The sequence below is a fragment of the Pseudonocardia sp. MH-G8 genome, assembly GCF_002262885.1.
Classification (GTDB): Bacteria; Actinomycetota; Actinomycetes; order Mycobacteriales; family Pseudonocardiaceae; genus Pseudonocardia.
Window position 1 is genome coordinate 70,427 of record NZ_NKYF01000014.1, and the last position, 18,526, is coordinate 88,952.

Sequence of the window (18,526 nt, forward strand, 5' to 3'; positions counted from 1 at the left end):
GACCGACAGAGCGCGCTGCACACCCGGCGCAGATCCACGTGGCGGCGGGCCACGAGTCGCAGGGTGAGCGCATGCACGTGACCAGGTTGCCACGTGTCCGGTCCACGAGCCATGGGCGTCCGCATGCTGGGAGCGGTGTCACACGCCCCGATACCCCACCTTGGAGCCTCACTGCTGTTCTCACGCCCTCTGAGCAGCGCTATGGCTCCAAGGTGCGGGGTGGGGTCGGGGCTAGACTGGACTCTCGTGCCGCCCTTCGGGATCTATGTCCACGTGCCGTTCTGCGCGGCGCGCTGCGGCTACTGCGACTTCAACACCTACACCGCCTCCGAGCTGGACGGCTCCGGCGCCTCTCCGGACGGGTGGCTGGACGCCGTCCGCCGGGAGCTGGACCTCGCGGTCGCCACGGTCGGGCCGCGGCCGGTCGACACGGTGTTCGTCGGGGGCGGCACGCCGTCGCTGCTGGGCGCGGCCCGGCTCGGTGAGGTGCTGGACGCGGTCCGGCAGGCCTTCGGGCTGGCGCCGGGTGCGGAGGTCAGCACCGAGTCGAACCCGGAGTCGACCTCGCCGGAGTTCTTCACCGGCCTGGCCGAGGCCGGGTTCACCCGCGTGTCGCTGGGCATGCAGTCGGCCGCGCCGCACGTGCTGCGGGTGCTGGAGCGCCGGCACACTCCCGGCCGGGCGGTGGCCGCCGCGCGGGAGGCGCGGGCCGCGGGGCTCGCGCACGTCAACCTGGACCTGATCTACGCCACGCCCGGCGAGACCGACGACGACCTGCGCGCCTCGCTCGACGCCGTGCTCGACGCCGGCGTCGACCACGTCTCGGCGTACTCGCTCATCGTGGAGGACGGCACCGCACTTGCCCGGCGGGTGAACCGCGGCGAGCTCCCCGCGCCCGACGACGACGTGGCCGCCGCCCGCTACGAGCTGATCGACGAGCGGCTCACCGCGGCCGGGATGGCGTGGTACGAGGTGTCGAACTGGGCGCGGGACGAGGACGCCGCGTGCCGGCACAACCTCGGCTACTGGCTCGACGGCGACTGGTGGGGTCTCGGTCCGGGAGCGCACTCGCACCTCGCGGGCGCGCGCTGGTGGAACGTCAAGCACCCGGCGCGGTACGCGGCGCTGCTGGCCGAGGGCGGGTCCCCGGAGGCGGACCGCGAGCTGCTCACCGACGACGAGCGGCACACCGAGCGCGTGATGCTGAGGCTGCGGCTGGCGAGCGGGCTCCCGCTGGAGCTGCTCGACGAGGCCGGGGCCACGGCCGCCGCCCGTGCCGCCGACGACGGCCTGCTCGACCAGGCGGCACTGGCCGGTGGCCGTGCGGTGCTCACCCGCCGGGGCCGCCTGCTCGCCGACGGCGTCGTGCACGCGCTGCTGGCGCCGGCCACGGCCGGAGCGTCACCGACGACGATGTGAGCGCGGCCGGGGAACCGCGCGGCGGCTCTCGGCCCCGGTCGAACGAGCATCGCTGTCCAGCAGGGACCCCACGCCGTCTGCGTCGGGTACGACGTGACGCAGGCCCGGTATCCCGGCAAAGGCGCGATCCGCGGAGATCACGGCGGCGTCCGCGGCCAGCGCGCTCGCGCAGAGGACGGCGTCGAACGCACCGAGCCGCTCGTGCCCGCCGAAGAGCTGCAGGCCGCCGGCGAGGTCGGCCTCGTCGACCGTCAGCAGCGGCGAGAGGAGGTCGATGTAGGCGGTCGCGAGCTCGACGGCATCGGCACGGCTGCGGCGCCGGGCGCGGACGTGCGCGAACTCCTGCACCGCCTGGTGCGTGGTCGTGGCGTCGACCACGCCGGATTCGATCGCTGCGATCAGACGCCGGCACGGTTCGCGGTACTCGTGCGCATCGCCCACCGCGTACACGAGCACCGTGGTGTCGAGAACGATCACTCGTGGCGTCCCCGCAGCTCGTCCAGCTCGCCGCGCAGGGCCTCGGGCCGGGGTACGGGCATCGGCTCGGCGGAGAGCAGCAGCCGGGCGGCAGCTCTACGCCGCGCCGGCTCGGCGGGCAGCCCGTGGTCGATCGCCTCCCGCACGACGGTGGCCACCGACACCCCACGCGCCTTCGCCAAGGATGAGATGCGCTGGTAGCGGCCCTCGTCGAGAAGGATCTGCAGGCGTCGCTCCAACATGCACATACATTAGCAGGCGTACCTCACGGCGGCGGCCTCTTCACACCGGCATCAACGTGCGCCCGCAAGACTCGTGCCGTGCCCCCGATCACCGTGAGCCGGCCGGTCGTGATCGCCGCGGTCGCGGTCGCCGCGATCGTCGCCCTGGCCGTGTTCCTCTTCGTCTCGCTGAGCAGCGCGCCACCGGCCCCGCCGCCAGGGTCGGGCGTCGAGCTCCGGCAGCTGTACGCGAGCCCCACGGGCAACGACGACACCGGGGACGGGTCGCAGGCCGCGCCGCTGTCGACCATCCAGGCCGCGCTGGACGAGGCCGAGGCCGGCACCGTCATCAACCTCGCGCCGGGCGAGTACCGCGAGACGCTGACCACCATGCGGGACGGCACCGCCGAAGCACCGATCACCATCAGGGGCCCGGAGACCGGCACGGATGCGGCCGGGCGCCACCAGGCCGTGCTGTACGGCACGGGGCGCATCGTCAACATCGACCACAACCACTACACGCTCGAAGGCTTCACGATCGACGGGCAGGAGCGGCTCGACGGCACGCAGCTGCCCACCGATCTCGCCTCGATCGGTGCGTTCAAGGACGGCGTTCAGGCGCAGGTCGAGGACAGCAAGCTGATCTACATCGGCTCGTCGGACACGACCCGCGACGTCACCGGCACCGCGATCCGCAACATGTTCCTCACCGAGGCCGGCACCGAGTGCGTGCGCCTGCGCAACAACGCGAACGGCAACACGATCACCGACTCGGTGATCCAGTACTGCGGCCTGCTCGGCAGCAGGGACGAGGGGGACGACGAGGACGAGGACGACGACCGGTTCCCCTACCGCAACGGCGAGGGCGTCTACATCGGCACGAGCCCGGCATCGGACAACCAGCCGATGCACGAGAACGACACCAGCTCGAACAACGTCGTCACGGGCAACATCATCCGGACGTTCGGTGCCGAGTGCCTCGACGTCAAGGAGAACGCACACCACAACGTGTTCGAGGACAACGAGTGCTCGGCCAACACGGAGCCCCGAGAGTTCAACGGCAGCAACATCGAGCTGCGCGGCCACGACAACGTGGTGCGCGGCAACGTGATCGCCGACAGCGCCGGGTGGAACGTCAAGATCCAGAGCGACGACGAGGACGACTACGACAACGGCGGGAACTCCCTGGAGGACAACACCCTCTCCGGATCCGCGGCCGAGCCGGTGCGCATCGGCACCGACGCCCCGCAGGGAGCGTTCTGCGGCAACAGCGTCACCGCGGCCCAGGCGGTGGACGGCACCTCACCCGGGGACATCACCGCGCCCTGTCCCTGATCCGGCCCCTGATCCGGCGCGCGTCGCCGCGATCACGTCGCCCAGCACCTCGCGCAGGCGCTCCAGGTCGGCCAGCGGCATGCCGAGCCGTTCCACCACGGCGGGCGGGATCCGCTCGGCCTCGCACCGCAGGGCCTGCCCGCGCTCGGTGAGGCCGATGGCCAGGGTGCGCTCGTCGCCCTGCACCCGCCGCCGGACCACGAGCTCGGCGCTCTCCAGTCGCTTGAGCAGCGGCGACAGGGTGCCGGGGTCGAGGGAGAGCACGCTCGCGAGGTCGGAGAGCGAGCGGGGCGAGCGTTCCCAGAGGGCGAGCATCACGAGGTACTGCGGGTGCGTCAGGCCCATCGGCTCGAGCAGCGGCCGGTAGAGCGCCACCACGTTGCGCGCCGCCACGGACAGTGCGAAGCAGACCTGGCGGTCCAGGCGGAGCAGGTCACTCGTCGAGTCGAGGGGCACGGGGACAGGGTACGATACTTGGGACGCCAACCATTGGGGTGCTGATCGTGACCGTCCGCCGTCCCGGCCCGCTGCGCTGGCTGGCCTACTCCTACGGCGCCGGCCTCCCGGCGGCACACCGCGAGTGGGTGCTGCACGACGTCACCGCCCGCACCTGGCAGCTGCGGCACCTCCTGCGCGCCGTGGTGCAGCTCCTGCCGCTGCTGGTGGTGATCTACCTGCTGCTGCCGGGCCCGGTGTGGGTACGGGCCTCCGCGGTGCTCGGCGGGGCGCTGATCGGCCTGTTCTACTCGCTGGCCTACATGTACGAGTCGGCCGAGCACCGGGCGATGAAGGCCGGCTACCCGCGCGGCACGGCGGCACGGACGCGTGAGGACGGCGACGCGGAAGGCCGAGCCGCACGCGAGCAGCGCTACGCCGAGCGCTGGCGCCGCGACCCCTGAGGCCACTCCACACACCCAGCGGTCACTTCACACAATGCCGACGGTGTGTGAAGTGGGGGCTGGCTGTGTGGAGTCGCGCTTCGCGGGCGCGAGCACCCGGGAGCCGTGGGAGTACACGTTCATCCTTCCGTTCCTCACGAAGGCTGCCAGGGTCAGGCCGCATTCCTGCGCCAGGTCCGCCGCCAGCGAGGACGGTGCCGAGACCGCTGCCAGGACCGGTACCCCGGCCATCACGGCCTTCTGCACGAGCTCGAACGACGCTCGGCCGGACACCACCAGCACGTGCCCGTGGGCGGGCACCCGGCCCTGCAGCAGCGCCCAGCCGAGCACCTTGTCCACCGCGTTGTGCCGTCCGACGTCCTCGCGCACCACCAGCGGCTCGCCCTCGGCGGTGAACAGGCCCGCCGCGTGCAGGCCGCCGGTGCGGTCGAACACCCGCTGCTGGTCACGCAGCACGTCGGGCAGGGTCGCGAGGAGCGCGGGCGCCACCCGTACCGGGTCGTCGGCAGGTGAGTGCCGCGTGCGCAGCCGCACCGCGTCCAGCGACGCCTTGCCGCACACGCCGCACGAGGACGTGGTGTAGAAGTTGCGCTCCACCCCGGGGTCCGGGGCGGGGACGCCGGACGCCAGCCCGACGTCGAGCACGTTGTAGGTGTTGCGGCCGTCCGCGTCCTGGGAATCGCAGTAGCGCGCGTCGCGGACGTCGGCGCCGCTGCCGATCACCCCTTCGGTGAGCAGGAACCCGTGCGCGAGCTCCACGTCGTGCCCCGGCGTCCGCATGGTCACGGCGAGGGCGCGCCCGCCCACGCGCAGCTCGAGCGGCTCCTCGACCGCGAGGGCGTCGACGCGGCGGGAGCTGCCCTCGGGCCCGATCCGCCGGACGGACCGGCGCGCGATCAGCCGGCCCACGGGTTCGCTCCCGGATCGAGGGGCAGCAGCCGGGCGGCGATCGCCGCGGCCGGGCCCGGATCGACGACGGCCAGGGCGTCGGCGACGGCGGCGCCGCGGAGCATGGCGGCGCCGCCGTGGCCGACCGTCTCGACGCCGCCGTGCCGGACCCGCACCGGAACCAGCCGGGTGCTGGTGGCGTGGCGGGCCAGCCCACCCGGGACGGGTGCCGCGACGAGGGCGGGCAGCGGCGCGCCCCGCAGCCCGGCGAGCACCGGCCCGGCGAGCGTGAGGAACGCGGCGAGCGCGGCGAGCGGGTTGCCGGGCAGGCCCACGACCAGCCGGCCGTCGCGCAGCCGCGCGAGCGACTGGGGGTGCCCCGGCCGGCAGGCCACGCCGTCGACGAGGAGCTCGGCGCCCAGCTCCGCCAGCGCCGCGCGCAGGTGGTCGGCCGGCCCCGCCGCGGAGGACCCGGAGACGAGCAGCAGGTCCGCGTCCGTGCCGGCCAGCGCGGTGACGAGCGCGGCCCGCTCGTCCGGCAGCCCGACGACGGTCTCCGCGTGGCCGCCCGCCTGCGCCACGAGCCCGGGCAGCATCGGCCCGATCGCATCGCGTACCCGCCCCGGCCCGGGCCGACCGCAACCGACGAGCTCGTCGCCCGTGACCAGCGCGGCGACGCGCGGCTGCGGGTTCACCCGCAGCACGTCCTCGCCGAGCGCCGCCGCCAGCCCGAGCACCGCCGCGCGCACGACGGCGCCCGCGGGCACCAGCTCCTCGCGGGCCGCGCACTCCTCGCCGGCCCGCCGGACGTGCCGCCCCGGGGCCACCGCGCCGGTGAGCCGGTCGCCGGTGCGCACGGCGTCCTCGTCGGGCAGCACCGCGTCCGTGGCGGCGGGGATGGCGGAGCCGGTGACCACCGCCCGCGCCTCGCCCTCGAGCAGCCCTGCCGGTGCCGGTGCGCCCGCGCCGACCGCGCCCAGGACCGTCCACGGCCCCGGCCCGCGCACGGCGTAGCCGTCCATCGCCGACCGGTCCACCGGTGGCAGGTCACCCTCCGCGACCAGCGGCTCGGCGAGCACGGCGCCGGCGGCCTCCGCGAGTGGGAGGAGCACCGGCGGGAGCGGCGCCGCGGCCGCGTGGGCCCGCTCGCGCGCCGCATCCCAAGGCCGTGAGTGGATACGGGTGCTGGAGCACTCGTATCCACTCACGGCCGAGGGGACGAGGCCCGTTGCTGTCATGGTTGAGCTCGCAGCAGTTCGGCCGCCCGCGACGCCACCGGTTCGAGCCCCGGACCACCGGCGTCGACGTGCGCCAGCAGGGCCGCGGTCATCCGCGGCTCCCAGAACGCCCGCAGGTGCACGGCGATCGCGGCCGCGGCCTCCTCGGCAGGGCGGTGCGCGAACTGCACCGCGATCTCGTTGACCAGCCGGACGTGCGGCGGAACGGTCGTCGTGCCCATCACTGCCCCGCCGTCGCGACCGGCTGCGCGGCCTGCTCGTCGCGCACCGCCGCCTGCGCGGGTGACAGCGCCACCTGCACCGCGGTGACCTTGTACTCCGGGCAGTTGGTGGCCCAGTCGGAGTTGTCGGTGGTGACGACGTTCGCCCCGGTGACGGGGTGGTGGAACGTCGTGTAGACGACGCCTACCGGCATCCGCTCGGAGACCAGCGCCCGCAGCGTCGTCCGCCCGACCCGGCTGGCCAGGCTGACCATGTCGCCGTCGGTGATGCCGCGCACCTCGGCGTCGTGCGGGTGCACCTCCAGCAGGTCCTCCGGGTGCCAGGCGACGTTGGCGGTGCGGCGGGTCTGCGCCCCGACGTTGTACTGCGACAGGATTCGGCCGGTGGTGAGGATCAGCGGGTACTTCCGCGTGCTGCGCTCGCTCGTGGGCACGTAGACGGTCTCCATGAACCGGCCCTTGCCGCGGACGAACCCGTCCGCGTGCATGATCGGCGTGCCGTCGGGAGCGGCCTCGTTGCACGGCCACTGGACGCTGCCGACCTGGTCGAGGTGGGCGAACGAGACCCCGGCGAACGTCGGCGTCGTGAGCGCGATCTCGTCCATGATCTGGCTCGACGAGTCGTAATGCATCGGGTAGCCCATCGCCTGCGCGATCTCGCAGACGATCTCCCACTCGTGCTTGCCGGTCTTCGGCGCCATCACCGGCCGGACCCGATTGATGCGGCGCTCGGCGTTGGTGAAGGTGCCGTCCTTCTCCAGGAACGAGGTGCCGGGCAGCAGCACGTGCGCGAACTTCGCCGTCTCGTTGAGGAACAGGTCCTGCACCACGACGAGGTCGAGTGCGGCCAACGCGGCGTGCACGTGCTGCGTGTTCGGGTCGGACTGGGCGATGTCCTCGCCCTGCACGAACAACGCCCGGAACGAGCCGTCGATCGCCGAGTCGAACATGTTCGGGATGCGCAGGCCCGGCTCGGACAGGATCGGCGTGCCCCACAGCTGCTCGTAGATGTCGCGGACGTCGTCGTCGGCCACGTGGCGGTAGCCGGGCAGCTCGTGCGGGAACGAGCCCATGTCGCAGGAGCCCTGCACGTTGTTCTGCCCGCGCAGCGGGTTCACCCCGACGCCCTCGCGGCCGATGTTGCCGGTGGCCATCGCGAGGTTGGCCATCCCCATCACCGTCGTGGAGCCCTGGCTGTGCTCGGTGACCCCGAGGCCGTAGTAGATCGCGCCGTTGCCACCGGTCGCGTACAACCGGGCCGCGGCGCGCAGCTCGTCCGCGGCCACCCCGGTGATCGCCTCCACCGCTTCCGGGCTGTGTTCCGGGCGGGAGATGAACTCCTCCCAGCCCGCCACGTCCTCGCATCGTTCCTGCACGAACTCGCGGTCGACGAGGCCTTCGGTGACGATCACGTGCGACATCGCGTTGATCACCGCGACGTTCGTGCCGGGCGCGAGCGACAGGTGGTGGGCGGCCTCGATGTGCGGGGTCCGGACCAGGTCGATACGCCGCGGATCGAGCACGATCAGCTTGGCGCCCTTGCGCAGACGCTGCTTCATGCGCGAGGCGAACACCGGGTGCGCGTCGGTCGGGTTGGCCCCGATCAGCAGGATGACGTCGGCCTTCGCGACGGACTTGAAGTCCTGCGTGCCCGCGGACGTGCCGAAGGTCTGCTTGAGCCCGTAGCCGGTGGGGGAGTGGCAGACCCGCGCGCAGGTGTCGACGTTGTTGTTGCCGAACACCGCCCGCACCATCTTCTGGACCGCGTAGACCTCCTCGTTCGTGGTGCGCGAGGAGGTGATGGCCCCGATCGAGCCGGCGCCGTGCTCGGCCTGGATCTCGCGCAACCGCCGCGCGGTGAACCCGATCGCCTCCTCCCAGGAGACCTCGCGCCACTCGTCGGCGATCGACTCGCGCAGCATCGGGGCCATGACCCGGTCCGGGTGGCTCGCGTAGCCGAACGCGAACCGACCCTTGACGCACGAGTGGCCCTCGTTCGCGCCCCCGTCCTTGTAGGGCACCATCCGCACCAGCTCGTCGCCGCGCATCTCGGCCTTGAACGAGCAGCCCACACCGCAGTAGGCGCAGGTGGTGATCACGCTGCGGTTGGGCATCCCCAGCTCGACGACGCTCTTCTCCTGCAGCGTGGCCGTGGGGCAGGCCTGCACGCAGGCGCCGCACGACACGCAGTCGGACTCCATGAACGGCACGCCCGCGCCCACAGCGACCTTCGAGTCGAACCCGCGGCCCTCGATGGTCAGTGCGAGGGTGCCCTGCACCTCGTCGCAGGCCCGCACGCAACGCGAGCAGGCGATGCACTTGGAGGCCTCGAAGTCGAAGTACGGGTTGGAGGTGTCGGTGAGCAGGTCCATGTGGTTGGCACCGGCGTCGACGCCCGAGCCGTAGCGCACCTCGCGCAGCCCGGTGACCCCGGCCATGTCCTGCAGCTCGCAGTCGCCGTTGGCCGAGCAGGTGAGGCAGTCGAGCGGGTGGTCGGAGATGTAGAGCTCCATGACGCCGCGGCGCAGCTTGCCCAGCTTCTCGGTCTGGGTGCGCACCACCATCCCGGGCGCCACGGGCGTGGTGCACGACGCGGGCGTGCCGCGGGCGCCGTCGATCTCGACGACGCACAGCCGGCACGACCCGAACGCCTCCAGGGAGTCGGTGGCGCAGAGCTTGGGGATGTCGAGGCCGGCCTCCTTGGCCGCGCGCATCACCGACGTCCCGGGCGGCACCGTGACGGCGACCCCGTCGATCGTCACCCCGACGGTGGCGGCGCCCTCGCGGGCGGGGGTGCCGAAATCAGGTTCCTTCAGCAGGCTCATCGTGTGAAGTCCTCTCCGAAGTGCCGCATCGCGCTGCGCACGGGCATCGGGGTGAGTCCGCCCATCGCGCAGAGCGACCCGTCGGTCATGAGCTCGCACAGGTCGTCGAGCAGCACGAGGTTCTTCTCGCGCTCCTGACCTGCGGTGATGCGGTCGATCGTCTCCACGCCGCGGACGGCGCCCACCCGGCACGGCGTGCACTTGCCGCAGGACTCCTCGGCGCAGAAGGAGAACGCGAACCGGGCCATCGCGGCCATGTCGACGGAGTCGTCGAACACGACCACGCCGCCGTGGCCGAGCATCGCGCCCGCCGCCGCGAACTCCTCGTAGGCCATCGGCAGGTCGAACCGCGACGCCGGGAGGTAGGCCCCGAGCGGCCCGCCGACCTGCACCGCGCGCACCGGCCTGCCGGACGCGGTGCCGCCGCCGAACTCCTCGACCAGCTCGCCGAGCGTGATCCCGAAGGGGGTCTCGAACACGCCGCCGCGGGCGACGTTGCCGCCGAGCTGGAAGACGCTCGTGCCGCGGGAGCGCCCGGTGCCGAGCGCGGCATAGGCCGGCGCGCCGTGGGCGAGGATCGCGGGCACCGAGGCGAGCGACAGCACGTTGTTCACCACGGTCGGGCGGCCGAACAGGCCCTCCAGCGCGGGGATGGGCGGTTTCGCGCGCACCTCGCCGCGCTTGCCCTCGAGGCTCTCCAGCATCGAGGTCTCCTCGCCGCAGATGTAGGCGCCCGCGCCCACCCGCACGTGCAGGTCGAACGCCAGGTCCGAGCCCAGCACCCGATCGCCGAGCCAGCCGCGCTCCCGGGCCACCTCGATGGCCGCGCTCAGCGCCTCGACCGCCTCCGGGTACTCCGAGCGCACGTAGACGTAGCCCTCGGCGGCGCCGACGGCGTGCGCGGCGATCGTCATGCCCTCGATCAGCGTGAACGGGTCGCCCTCGATCAGCATCCGGTCGGCGAAGGTGCCCGAGTCGCCCTCGTCGGCGTTGCAGCAGACGAACTTGAGGTCGGCCTGCGCCCCGAGCACGGTGCGCCACTTGATCCCGGTCGGGAACCCGGCCCCGCCGCGGCCCCGCAGCCCGGACTCCACCACCGCCTCGACCACGTCGGCCGGGGCGAGTGCGAGCGCCGCCCGCAGCCCGGCGTTCCCGCCGTGGGCCTCGTGGTCCTCGGGCGAGCGCGGGTCGATGATCCCGACGCGGGCGAACGTGACCCGTTGCTGGCGTCGCATCCAGGGCAGGTCCTCGACGACGCCCAGGCTCTCGCCGGCCCCCTCGAGCATGCCCGCGGCGAGCAGCCCGTCCACGTCCTCGGGCGCGACCGGCCCGTACCCGACGCGTCCGGCCGGCGTCTCGACCTCGACCAGCGGCTCGAGCCAGAGCATGCCGCGCGAGCCGGTGCGCACCACCTCGGCGTCGCGGGCGGCGAGCCGCTCGGCCACCGCGTCGGCGCCCACGGAGCAGGCGGCGGCATCGCGCGGGACGAACACGCGCGCCGTCACCGGGTCTCCCCGAGCAGCGCGTCGAACCGGGTGGGCGTGACGCGCCCGTGCAACCGGCCGTCGACCTGCGCCGCGGGCCCGAGGGCGCAGTTGCCGAGGCAGAAGACCTCGTCGAGCGTGACCGCGCCGTCGGACGTGGTCTCCCCGAACCCGACACCGAGGCGGCGCTGCGCGTGCGCGGCGAGCGCCTCGGACCCGACAGACCGGCAGGCCTCGGCCCGGCAGACGCGGACGGCGACCCGGCCGGCGGGGGAGCGGCGGAAGTCGCGGTAGAACGTGACCACCCCGTGCACCTCGGCCACGGACAGGTTGAGCACGTCGGCGATCACCGGCACATCGGTGGCGTCGACGTGACCCAGCTCGTGCTGGACCGCGTGCAGGATCGGCAGCAGGGGGCCGCGGAGGCCGCGCAGTTCGGTCGCGATCGCGCGCACCCGCTCCACGCGCTCCCCGACGGACGTCGTTGTCATGGGAGCACTGTCCCGATCTGACCTAGGTCAGGTCAAAGCAAAGTTGGTGATCCGCCGATAGGCAGGGGTTATGACCGCGGTGATGCAGTAGCATCTGATGCGTGCGCACCACACTGAACATCGACGAGGACGTGCTGCACGCGGTCCGCGAGCGGGCCCAGCGGGAGAACCGGAGCGCCGGCGAGGTCCTCTCCGAACTGGCGCGGCAGGCCCTGACCGAGGGGATCCCGGAGCAGCGCACCTCGGGAGCCCACGGTTTCGACCCGCTGCCGCCGCGGGGGAAGGCGGTGTCGAACGCTCTGATCGATCGGCTCCGTGAGGACGAACCGGAGTGATGCGGGCCCTCCTTGACATCAATGTCCTGCTGGCGCTCCTCGACAGCGATCACGTCGATCATCGGCGGGCTCGCGCCTGGCTCGACGAGGAGATCGACTCGGGATGGGCGTCGTGCGCGATCACGCAGAACGGCTTCGTCCGGATCGTCAGCCAGCCGCGCTACCCGAGCCCGGTACCCCCGGCGCAGGCCGTCCGCCTGCTGCAGCGCGCCTGTGCCACCCCTCACCACGAGTTCTGGCCGTGCGACGTCAGCCTCCTGGACGACGCGGTCATCGACCGGAACAAGCTCCACGGCCCGCGACAGGTGACCGACACCTACCTGCTGGCCCTCGCCGTGCGGCACGGAGGGCGGTTCATCACCTTCGACTGCTCGGTGGTCCTCGCCGCCGTCCCCGCCGCGACCCCGGAGAACCTCGCGGTGCTGGCCTGAGCCGCCGGCAGTCGACCGCAGGCAAGATCCGCAGTATCGGGTGCTCATGGTTGTCGCGACAGCAAAGGACACCCGATACCTCGGATCATGAGGCCGTCACCAGGCGGCACTAGGGTCCCCGGCCGTGGATTACACGATCTTGGGCTTGGCGGTCACCGTCATGCTGGTGCTGGCGGCAGTGAGCGCGTCGACGAACCGGCAGGAGGCGAGACGGCACCAGGTTCGGCTGGCACTCGTCGAGCGCAAGCTGGACGCGCTGCTCGAGCACCTCGGTGTCGAGGTCTCCGAACCGCACCTCGAGCAGGTGGAGGCGCTGCTGCGGCGGGGCAGGCAGATCGAGGCGATCAAGAGCTACCGCGAGGCGACCGGCGCGGGGCTGCGGGAGGCCAAGGAAGCGGTGGACCGCATCAGCGGTCGAGCCTGACGACGGCGCGTCAGGGGTTCGGCCGCAGGTGGCGGCGGCGCAGGGCGTCGAGCACGGCACGCAGGTCCACGTCGCCCGCGACGTCGAGCAGGGCCCGCGCGAGCAGCGACACCGGGTCGCGGTCGGCGAGCACGAGCCCGATCTGGTGGCTGCGGGCCGGGGGCTCCATCGGCACCACCCGCATCCCGTCGGGCACGCCGAACATGTGCAGCCACCCGTGCGCCACCACGGTGGACCACCGGTGCGTGGCGACGTGCCCGTAGAGCACCGACACCGCGTCGGCCTCGATCCGCGGCACCACCGTGACCCCGGCCTCTGCGAAGTTGCGGTCGAGGATGCGCCGGTTCTGCATCACGGGTGGGAGCAGGCACAGCGGCTCGTCGGCCACCTCGGCCCAGCCCGCCGAGTCGCGCTCGGCCAGCGGCGAGCCTGCGGGCGTCAGCAGCAGGTAGCGCTCCTCGTACAGGGGAACGGTGCGCACGGCGCCGAGAGGTTCGCCGTCGATGTAGGTCATGCCCACGTCGAGGTCGAACTCGGCGAGCCGCTGCACGATCGCCCGCGACGACAGCGACTCCAGCGTGACCCGGGTGTCGGGGTGGCGTTCGCAGAACGGTGCCGTCAGCAGGGGCGCGACGGTCAGGGCCGTCGGGATCGCCCCGATGCGCAGCACCCCGGTCAGCCCGCCCGCCATCCGGTCCAGGTCCTGGCGCATCGCGTCGCGGTCGGCCAGCATCCGGTGCGCCCACACCACCACCCGCTCGCCCTCGGGGGTGAAGCCACCGAAGCGGCGCCCGCGGCGCACGATCTGCACGCCCAGGTCGGACTCCAACCGGCGCAGGGCGGCCGACAGCGCGGGCTGCGACACGTGGCAGGTCGCCGCCGCCCGGGCGAAGTGGCCCTCGCGCGCGAGGGCGCTGAGGTACTCGAGTTGACGCAGCAGTACCTGCTCACCCCCGCCGGTAGGCCCGGCCGCGCGGCGAGATCCGGTAGCCGACCTCGAGGCTCTCGGTCAGGCCCAGTTCCTTGAGCTTGCGCACGTCGCGCTTGAACGGCAGGGTCTCGCGGCCCATCCGCGCCGCGAGGTCCGGCGCCCGCACGCCGGGGTTGTCCGCGATCAGGCCCAGCACCGCCGCCGTCCACGGGCCGTGGGCCGAGGCGCGGTCCATGCGCGCGAGCCGGACGTCGAGCTCGGCGCGTTCGGCCTGCGACAGCCGCCGCTTCGCGCGCAACGCCACGCGCGGGTCCGGCCCGGCCGGCCGGACGGTGATCCGGTAGAGCTGCCCCTCACCCCGCTGCGTCGATCCCCTCTGGGCCGACCGCAGGGCGGCCAGATCGGCGAACCCGGCGGCGCGGGCGTCCTCAGCGGTGAGATCCGCCTCGTCCACGGGATCGACGGCGGTGAACTCCAGCACGCCCACCGGCGTGCGTTGCGTACCGCCCGGACGCACGCGCGGGCGGTCCCAGCGCCGGAAGGCCAGCGTCACGGTGCCTGCGGCGATGGCATCGAGCACGGGGCGGCGGATCTGCACACGCACATCGTGCCTCGTGTTCGATCGCTCCGGCGGGGGAGCGGGCCTTGGGCGACGTCGGCCCGCCCGCGCGGCCCGAACACATAGACTGGGGGAAGTCCGCACACATCCACCGGGAGGAGCGCTGCCGTGAACGCTGACGAGCGCCGCTTCGCCGTGCTGCGGGCCATCGTCGCCGACTACGTCAACACGCACGAGCCGGTCGGCTCGAAGATGATCGTCGATCGGCACAACCTCGGCGTCTCGAGCGCCACGGTCCGCAACGACATGGCGGTGCTGGAGGAGGACGGGCTCATCGCCCAGCCGCACACCAGCGCCGGCCGGGTGCCCACCGACAAGGGCTACCGGCTGTTCGTCGACCGGCTGGCGCAGGTCAAGCCGTTGTCGGGAGCCGAGCGCCGCGCCGTGCAGGCCTTCCTCGACGGGGCGGTGGACCTGGACGACGTGCTGCGCCGCAGCGTGCGGCTGCTCGCGCAGCTCACCCGCCAGGTGGCCGTCGTGCAGTACCCCACGCTCACGCGCTCCACCGTGCGCCACTGCGAGATCGTGGTGCTCACGCCGGCCCGGCTGATGCTGGTGCTCATCACCGACAGCGGTCGGGTCGAGCAGCGCGTCGTCGACCTCGGTGACGTGGTGTCCGACGACTCGGTCGCGCAGCTGCGCAGGCTGGTCAACGGCGCCTTGGTGGGCCGGCCCCTCGCGGCGGCCTCGGCCGCCGTGGCCGAGCTGCCCACCAGCGCGCCCGCGGAGCTGCGCGACATCGTCGTCTCGGTGTCCACCGTGCTCATCGAGACGCTCGTGGAGCACCCCGAGGAGCGGATGCTGCTGGGCGGCACCGCCAACCTCACCCGCAACGTCGCCGACTTCCCGCACTCGCTGCGGCAGGTGCTCGAGGCGTTGGAGGAGCAGGTCGTGGTGCTGCGGCTGCTGGCGTCCTCGCAGGACCCGGGTCTGGTGACGATCCGCATCGGCGAGGAGAACGAGGCCGAGGAGATGCGCGACACCTCCGTGGTGACGATCGGCTACGGGCCCGGCACGGTGCTGGGCGGCATGGGCGTGGTCGGCCCCACGCGAATGGACTACCCGGGCTCGATCGCGGCGGTGCACGCGGTGGCCCGGTACGTGGGTGAGATCCTGGCCGGGCGGTAGGAGCCGCGGCAGACCGAGCGGAAGAGCACGACCGAGCGAGAAGGACCATGGGGAACGCGCACGTGGTACGCGACTACTACGGGATACTGGGCGTCGACAGCGACGCCGGTCCCGACGAGATCAAGCGGGCCTACCGCAGGCTCGCGCGTGAGCTGCACCCCGACGTGAATCCGGACGCGGCGGCGCAGGAGCGCTTCCGCGAGGTGAGCGCGGCCTACGAGGTGCTGACCGACCCGGAGAAGCGACGCATCGTCGACCTGGGCGGCGATCCGCTGGGCAACGGCGGCGGTGGCGGCGGTGGCGCGGGCGGGGCCGACCCCTTCAGCGCGTTCGGCTTCGGCGACATCATGGACGCCTTCTTCGGCGGCCAGGGCGGTGGTCGCGGCCGTGGCCCGCGCAGCCGCATCCAGCCGGGCGCCGACGCCCTGATCCGGATGCAGCTCACGCTCGAGGAGTGCGCCACCGGCGTCACCCGCGACCTCACGGTCGACACCGCCGCGCTCTGTTCGGAGTGCACGGGTTCGGGGTGCGCGCCGGGCAGCACGCCCACGATGTGCGACATCTGCAACGGCCGCGGCGAGGTGCAGAGCGTGCAGCGCTCCTTCCTCGGCCAGGTCGTCACCTCGCGGCCCTGCCCCAACTGCCGTGGGTTCGGGGAGGTCATCCCCGAGCCGTGCCGCCAGTGCGGCGGCGACGGTCGGGTGCGCTCGCGGCGCACCGTCAGCGTCCGGATCCCGGCCGGTGTGGCCGACGGGATGCGCGTGCGACTGGCCGGGCAGGGCGAGGTCGGGCCCGGCGGTGGCCCGGCGGGCGACCTGTACGTCGAGGTGGAGGAGGAGCCGCACGAGCTGTTCACGCGCGACGGCGCCGACCTGCACTGCACGGTGCAGCTGCCGATGACCGCCGCGGCACTGGGCACCACCCTGCCGTTGCCCACGCTCGACGGCACCGAGGAACTGCACCTGGACGCGGGCACGCAGGCCGGCACCGTGCGCACGCTGCGCGGCAAGGGGATGCCGCGGCTGCGTTCCACCGGCCGGGTCGACGGCCACGGCGACCTCATGGTGCACGTGGACGTCGCCGTCCCCACCAAGCTCGACGCCAAGCAGACCGAGCTGCTGCGCCAGCTCGCCGAGCTGCGCGGCGAGGAGCAGCCCGACCTGGCCGGCGGCAACCGCAACGGGCACGGCATCTTCTCCCGGCTGCGCGACTCGTTCGGCCGATGACCGCGCGGTCGTGAGCACCGCGCCCCTGTTCCTGCTCGACCCGCTGCCCGGTGCGGGTCCGGCCAGGCTCGACGGCGCCGAGGGCCGCCACGCCGCCACCGTCAAGCGGTTGCGGCCGGGCGAGGTCGTCCTGCTGTCGGACGGCCGGGGCGGGCTCGCGCACGCCGTGGTCGAGGCCGCGGGCCGCGACACCGTCGAACTCACGATCACCGAGCGCGCCGACGCCGCGCCGCCCGCACCGCGGGTGCTGCTGGCCCAGGCCCTGGTGAAGGGCGACCGCGGCGAGCTGGCGGTCGAGCTCGCCACCGAGGCGGGCGTGGACGCGGTCCTGCCGTGGCGCGCGGCGCGCTGCGTCGCCCGCTGGGAGGCGGGCCCGCGCGGGGAGAAGGCGCTCACCCGCTGGCGCACCACCGCGCGCGAGGCCGCGAAGCAGGCCCGCAGGCCGTGGCTGCCGGTCGTCGAGGAGCCCGTCACGACCGCCGCGCTCGCCCGCCGGGTGGGGACCACCGGCGCCGCACTGGTGCTGCACGAGGCCGCCTCCGAGCGGCTCGCGGACGTCGCGCTCCCGGCGGACGGCGAACTGCTGCTCGTGGTCGGACCGGAGGGCGGGGTCACCGACGAGGAGATCGACGTGCTGGTCGCAGCGGGCGCGCGCACCGTGCGTCTGGGCCCGGAGGTCGTGCGGGCCTCCACGGCGGCCGCCGTGGCGTTGGGTGCGCTGGGGGTGCTGACCGGTCGCTGGGGCCGACCATGATCGCTGCTCCTGGGTAGCGCCGGGACCGGCGTCCGATCGGGCACGCACGTCGTCCGGACCGGTCGGACTGGGCTCCTCCCCGTCGTCATCCGGGTGAGAACGGGGTTGTGGGGCACTGCGCGCGAGTACCGTTCCCCGTGGTCGGGCCATGGGCGGCCCGCCTCGTACCGCGGGTGTTCGCACCCACGGGGCCGTCGGAGAGTCCCCCTCGCCCGGCGGAGCCACGCCGCGGTGGGTGTCCCCCCCACGTTCACCGCGGCGTGGTGACCCGACGACGGCAACCGATGACCCGCCGCGCGCCGAACACCTGTCATGCTCGCCCCCGTGCCGCGTCGCCACGCCCTGCTCCGGATCGCCGCCGCTCTCGCGCTGCCCGCCGTCCTCGGCGCCTGCTCGCTCGGGTCACCGTCGGGCCCCGGGGCCCGGCGCATCGCCTACGGCGAGCACCCCAGCCAGTTCGGCGAGCTGACCCTGCCCGCCGGTACGCCGCGCGGGGTGGCCGTCGTGGTGCACGGCGGGTTCTGGCGGCAGGCCCGCGGTCTGGAACTGGGGCGCCCGCTCGCGGCGGACCTCGCGGACGCCGGGCTCGCCGCGTGGAACGTCGAGTACCGCCGGGTCGGCGGCGACGGCGGCTGGCCGGCGACGTTCGAGGACGTCGCCACCGCGGTCGACCTGCTCGCCGGGCCCGTCCAGGAGGCGGCGGGCGGGCGGCTGCCGCTGGACCGCGTCGTCGCCGTCGGGCACTCGGCGGGCGGGCACCTGGGCACCTGGCTCGCCGCCCGCCCGGGACTCCCCGAGGGCGCCCCCGGCGCGGGACCGGCCGTGCGGCTGCGGGGCGTGGTGAGCCAGGCGGGCGTGCTCGACCTGGTGGACGCCGAGCAGCGCGGCGTCGGCAGCGGCGCGGCGTCGGACCTGCTCGGCGGGGGCCCGGACGAGCTGCCGGACCGCTACGCCCTCGCCTCGCCGATCGCCCGGCTCCCGCTCGGCGTGCCCGTGGTGTGCGTGCACGGCACCGCCGACGCCAACGTGCCGATCCGGCAGAGCGAGCGGTTCGTGGCGGCGGCGGGCGACGCCGCGGAACTGGTGACGCTGCCCGGCGCCGACCACTTCGCCGTGATCGACCCGGACACGGAGGCGTGGCGGGCCTGCCGGGACGGGGTGGAGCGCCTCCTGGCATGAC

At 73.7% G+C, this 18,526-nt stretch carries 21 protein-coding genes; 10 read left to right on the plus strand and 11 right to left on the minus strand.

The genetic code is table 11. The features are described 5' to 3' along the window. Positions 1 to 201: 201 nt before the first annotated feature. Entirely contained in the window at positions 202 to 1,419 is a 1,218-nt protein-coding gene (gene hemW / locus CFP66_RS27315; RefSeq protein ID WP_094928048.1) for a radical SAM family heme chaperone HemW, read from the plus strand. Here the strand turns inward: hemW and CFP66_RS27320 are convergent. Both CFP66_RS27320 and CFP66_RS27325 read right to left on the minus strand, forming a co-directional pair. Next, positions 1,402 to 1,896 (minus strand): PIN domain-containing protein, encoded by a 495-nt coding sequence (locus CFP66_RS27320; RefSeq protein WP_094928049.1) that lies wholly within the window; start codon positions 1,894 to 1,896, stop codon positions 1,402 to 1,404. The two genes, hemW and CFP66_RS27320, sit on opposite strands and share 18 nt — an antisense overlap. Then, positions 1,893 to 2,138 (minus strand): hypothetical protein, encoded by a 246-nt coding sequence (locus tag CFP66_RS27325; RefSeq protein WP_198961699.1) that lies wholly within the window; start codon positions 2,136 to 2,138, stop codon positions 1,893 to 1,895. The genes CFP66_RS27320 and CFP66_RS27325 overlap by 4 nt, the downstream gene beginning before the upstream one ends. A gap of 78 nt (positions 2,139 to 2,216) precedes the next feature. Between CFP66_RS27325 and CFP66_RS27330 the strand changes: the two genes are divergently transcribed. Then, entirely contained in the window at positions 2,217 to 3,452 is a 1,236-nt protein-coding gene (locus CFP66_RS27330; RefSeq protein WP_094928051.1) for a right-handed parallel beta-helix repeat-containing protein, read from the plus strand. Here the strand turns inward: CFP66_RS27330 and CFP66_RS27335 are convergent. After that, positions 3,420 to 3,908, minus strand: a complete 489-nt coding sequence (locus CFP66_RS27335; protein WP_233159757.1) for a MarR family winged helix-turn-helix transcriptional regulator — start codon at positions 3,906 to 3,908, stop codon at positions 3,420 to 3,422. The two genes, CFP66_RS27330 and CFP66_RS27335, sit on opposite strands and share 33 nt — an antisense overlap. A 47-nt stretch (positions 3,909 to 3,955) precedes the next feature. Here CFP66_RS27335 and CFP66_RS27340 point away from each other — a divergent pair, with 47 nt between their 5' ends. Beyond that, entirely contained in the window at positions 3,956 to 4,351 is a 396-nt protein-coding gene (locus tag CFP66_RS27340; protein WP_369805176.1) for a DUF5313 family protein, read from the plus strand. 27 nt (positions 4,352 to 4,378) lie between these two features. Here the strand turns inward: CFP66_RS27340 and fdhD are convergent, their stop codons facing one another. Genes fdhD through CFP66_RS27370 form a run of 6 tightly spaced genes read right to left on the minus strand, consistent with a single transcriptional unit; the run spans position 4,379 to position 11,498 of the window. Then, positions 4,379 to 5,260, minus strand: coding sequence for a formate dehydrogenase accessory sulfurtransferase FdhD (gene fdhD, locus CFP66_RS27345; protein ID WP_094928052.1), 882 nt, complete (start codon positions 5,258 to 5,260; stop codon positions 4,379 to 4,381). Beyond that, complete coding sequence (locus CFP66_RS27350; protein ID WP_094928053.1) at positions 5,248 to 6,477, minus strand: molybdopterin molybdotransferase MoeA; 1,230 nt, start codon at positions 6,475 to 6,477, stop codon at positions 5,248 to 5,250. Before CFP66_RS27350 ends, fdhD begins: the two co-directional genes overlap by 13 nt. After that, positions 6,474 to 6,698 (minus strand): formate dehydrogenase subunit delta, encoded by a 225-nt coding sequence (locus CFP66_RS27355; protein ID WP_094928186.1) that lies wholly within the window; start codon positions 6,696 to 6,698, stop codon positions 6,474 to 6,476. Before CFP66_RS27355 ends, CFP66_RS27350 begins: the two co-directional genes overlap by 4 nt. Next, on the minus strand, positions 6,698 to 9,523 hold the full coding sequence (gene fdhF, locus CFP66_RS27360) for a formate dehydrogenase subunit alpha (protein ID WP_094928054.1): 2,826 nt from the start codon (positions 9,521 to 9,523) through the stop codon (positions 6,698 to 6,700). Before fdhF ends, CFP66_RS27355 begins: the two co-directional genes overlap by 1 nt. Further along, positions 9,520 to 11,028: an NADH-quinone oxidoreductase subunit NuoF gene (locus tag CFP66_RS27365; protein ID WP_094928055.1), complete on the minus strand. Its 1,509-nt coding sequence runs from the start codon at positions 11,026 to 11,028 to the stop codon at positions 9,520 to 9,522. Before CFP66_RS27365 ends, fdhF begins: the two co-directional genes overlap by 4 nt. Then, positions 11,025 to 11,498: a formate dehydrogenase subunit gamma gene (locus CFP66_RS27370; RefSeq protein WP_094928056.1), complete on the minus strand. Its 474-nt coding sequence runs from the start codon at positions 11,496 to 11,498 to the stop codon at positions 11,025 to 11,027. The genes CFP66_RS27365 and CFP66_RS27370 overlap by 4 nt, the downstream gene beginning before the upstream one ends. 101 nt (positions 11,499 to 11,599) lie before the next feature. On the opposite strand from CFP66_RS27370, the gene CFP66_RS27375 reads away from it, so the two are divergent. The 3 genes from CFP66_RS27375 to CFP66_RS27385 all read left to right on the plus strand — a co-directional run bounded on the left by CFP66_RS27375 (position 11,600) and on the right by CFP66_RS27385 (position 12,688). After that, on the plus strand, positions 11,600 to 11,833 hold the full coding sequence (locus tag CFP66_RS27375; RefSeq protein ID WP_094928057.1) for a ribbon-helix-helix protein, CopG family: 234 nt from the start codon (positions 11,600 to 11,602) through the stop codon (positions 11,831 to 11,833). Next, positions 11,833 to 12,264, plus strand: a complete 432-nt coding sequence (locus tag CFP66_RS27380) for a TA system VapC family ribonuclease toxin (RefSeq protein WP_094928187.1) — start codon at positions 11,833 to 11,835, stop codon at positions 12,262 to 12,264. Before CFP66_RS27375 ends, CFP66_RS27380 begins: the two co-directional genes overlap by 1 nt. A gap of 124 nt (positions 12,265 to 12,388) precedes the next feature. Further along, entirely contained in the window at positions 12,389 to 12,688 is a 300-nt protein-coding gene (locus CFP66_RS27385; RefSeq protein ID WP_198961700.1) for a hypothetical protein, read from the plus strand. A 10-nt stretch (positions 12,689 to 12,698) separates the two neighbouring features. Here the strand turns inward: CFP66_RS27385 and CFP66_RS27390 are convergent, their stop codons facing one another. Both CFP66_RS27390 and CFP66_RS27395 read right to left on the minus strand, forming a co-directional pair. Next, positions 12,699 to 13,628 carry a LysR family transcriptional regulator gene (locus CFP66_RS27390; RefSeq protein WP_198961708.1) on the minus strand — a complete coding sequence of 310 codons (930 nt, stop codon included), beginning with the start codon at positions 13,626 to 13,628 and terminating at the stop codon, positions 12,699 to 12,701. Between the two features lie 7 nt (positions 13,629 to 13,635). Continuing rightward, positions 13,636 to 14,217 (minus strand): ASCH domain-containing protein, encoded by a 582-nt coding sequence (locus CFP66_RS27395; protein WP_094928059.1) that lies wholly within the window; start codon positions 14,215 to 14,217, stop codon positions 13,636 to 13,638. A gap of 129 nt (positions 14,218 to 14,346) precedes the next feature. On the opposite strand from CFP66_RS27395, the gene hrcA reads away from it, so the two are divergent. From hrcA to CFP66_RS27415, 4 genes are all read left to right on the plus strand, one after another. Next, complete coding sequence (gene hrcA, locus CFP66_RS27400; RefSeq protein WP_094928060.1) at positions 14,347 to 15,366, plus strand: heat-inducible transcriptional repressor HrcA; 1,020 nt, start codon at positions 14,347 to 14,349, stop codon at positions 15,364 to 15,366. A 62-nt stretch (positions 15,367 to 15,428) separates the two neighbouring features. Continuing rightward, on the plus strand, positions 15,429 to 16,592 hold the full coding sequence (gene dnaJ, locus CFP66_RS27405) for a molecular chaperone DnaJ (RefSeq protein ID WP_094928189.1): 1,164 nt from the start codon (positions 15,429 to 15,431) through the stop codon (positions 16,590 to 16,592). Positions 16,593 to 16,602: 10 nt separating this feature from the next. Then, positions 16,603 to 17,346: a 16S rRNA (uracil(1498)-N(3))-methyltransferase gene (locus CFP66_RS27410; RefSeq protein ID WP_094928061.1), complete on the plus strand. Its 744-nt coding sequence runs from the start codon at positions 16,603 to 16,605 to the stop codon at positions 17,344 to 17,346. Positions 17,347 to 17,670: 324 nt separating this feature from the next. Beyond that, positions 17,671 to 18,525: a S9 family peptidase gene (locus tag CFP66_RS27415; protein WP_233159759.1), complete on the plus strand. Its 855-nt coding sequence runs from the start codon at positions 17,671 to 17,673 to the stop codon at positions 18,523 to 18,525. Position 18,526 lies beyond the last annotated feature (1 nt).

What these genes read in the sequence shown, in the direction of transcription:
- hemW (WP_094928048.1), top strand. Translation starts at nt 202, where the DNA reads ATGGCTCCAAGGTGCGGGGTGGGGTCGGGGCTAGACTGGACTCTCGTG.
- CFP66_RS27325 (WP_198961699.1), bottom strand. Translation starts at nt 2,138, where the DNA reads ATGTTGGAGCGACGCCTGCAGATCCTTCTCGACGAGGGCCGCTACCAG.
- CFP66_RS27350 (WP_094928053.1), bottom strand. Translation starts at nt 6,477, where the DNA reads ATGACAGCAACGGGCCTCGTCCCCTCGGCCGTGAGTGGATACGAGTGC.
- CFP66_RS27355 (WP_094928186.1), bottom strand. Translation starts at nt 6,698, where the DNA reads ATGGGCACGACGACCGTTCCGCCGCACGTCCGGCTGGTCAACGAGATC.
- fdhF (WP_094928054.1), bottom strand. Translation starts at nt 9,523, where the DNA reads ATGAGCCTGCTGAAGGAACCTGATTTCGGCACCCCCGCCCGCGAGGGC.
- CFP66_RS27370 (WP_094928056.1), bottom strand. Translation starts at nt 11,498, where the DNA reads ATGACAACGACGTCCGTCGGGGAGCGCGTGGAGCGGGTGCGCGCGATC.
- CFP66_RS27380 (WP_094928187.1), top strand. Translation starts at nt 11,833, where the DNA reads ATGCGGGCCCTCCTTGACATCAATGTCCTGCTGGCGCTCCTCGACAGC.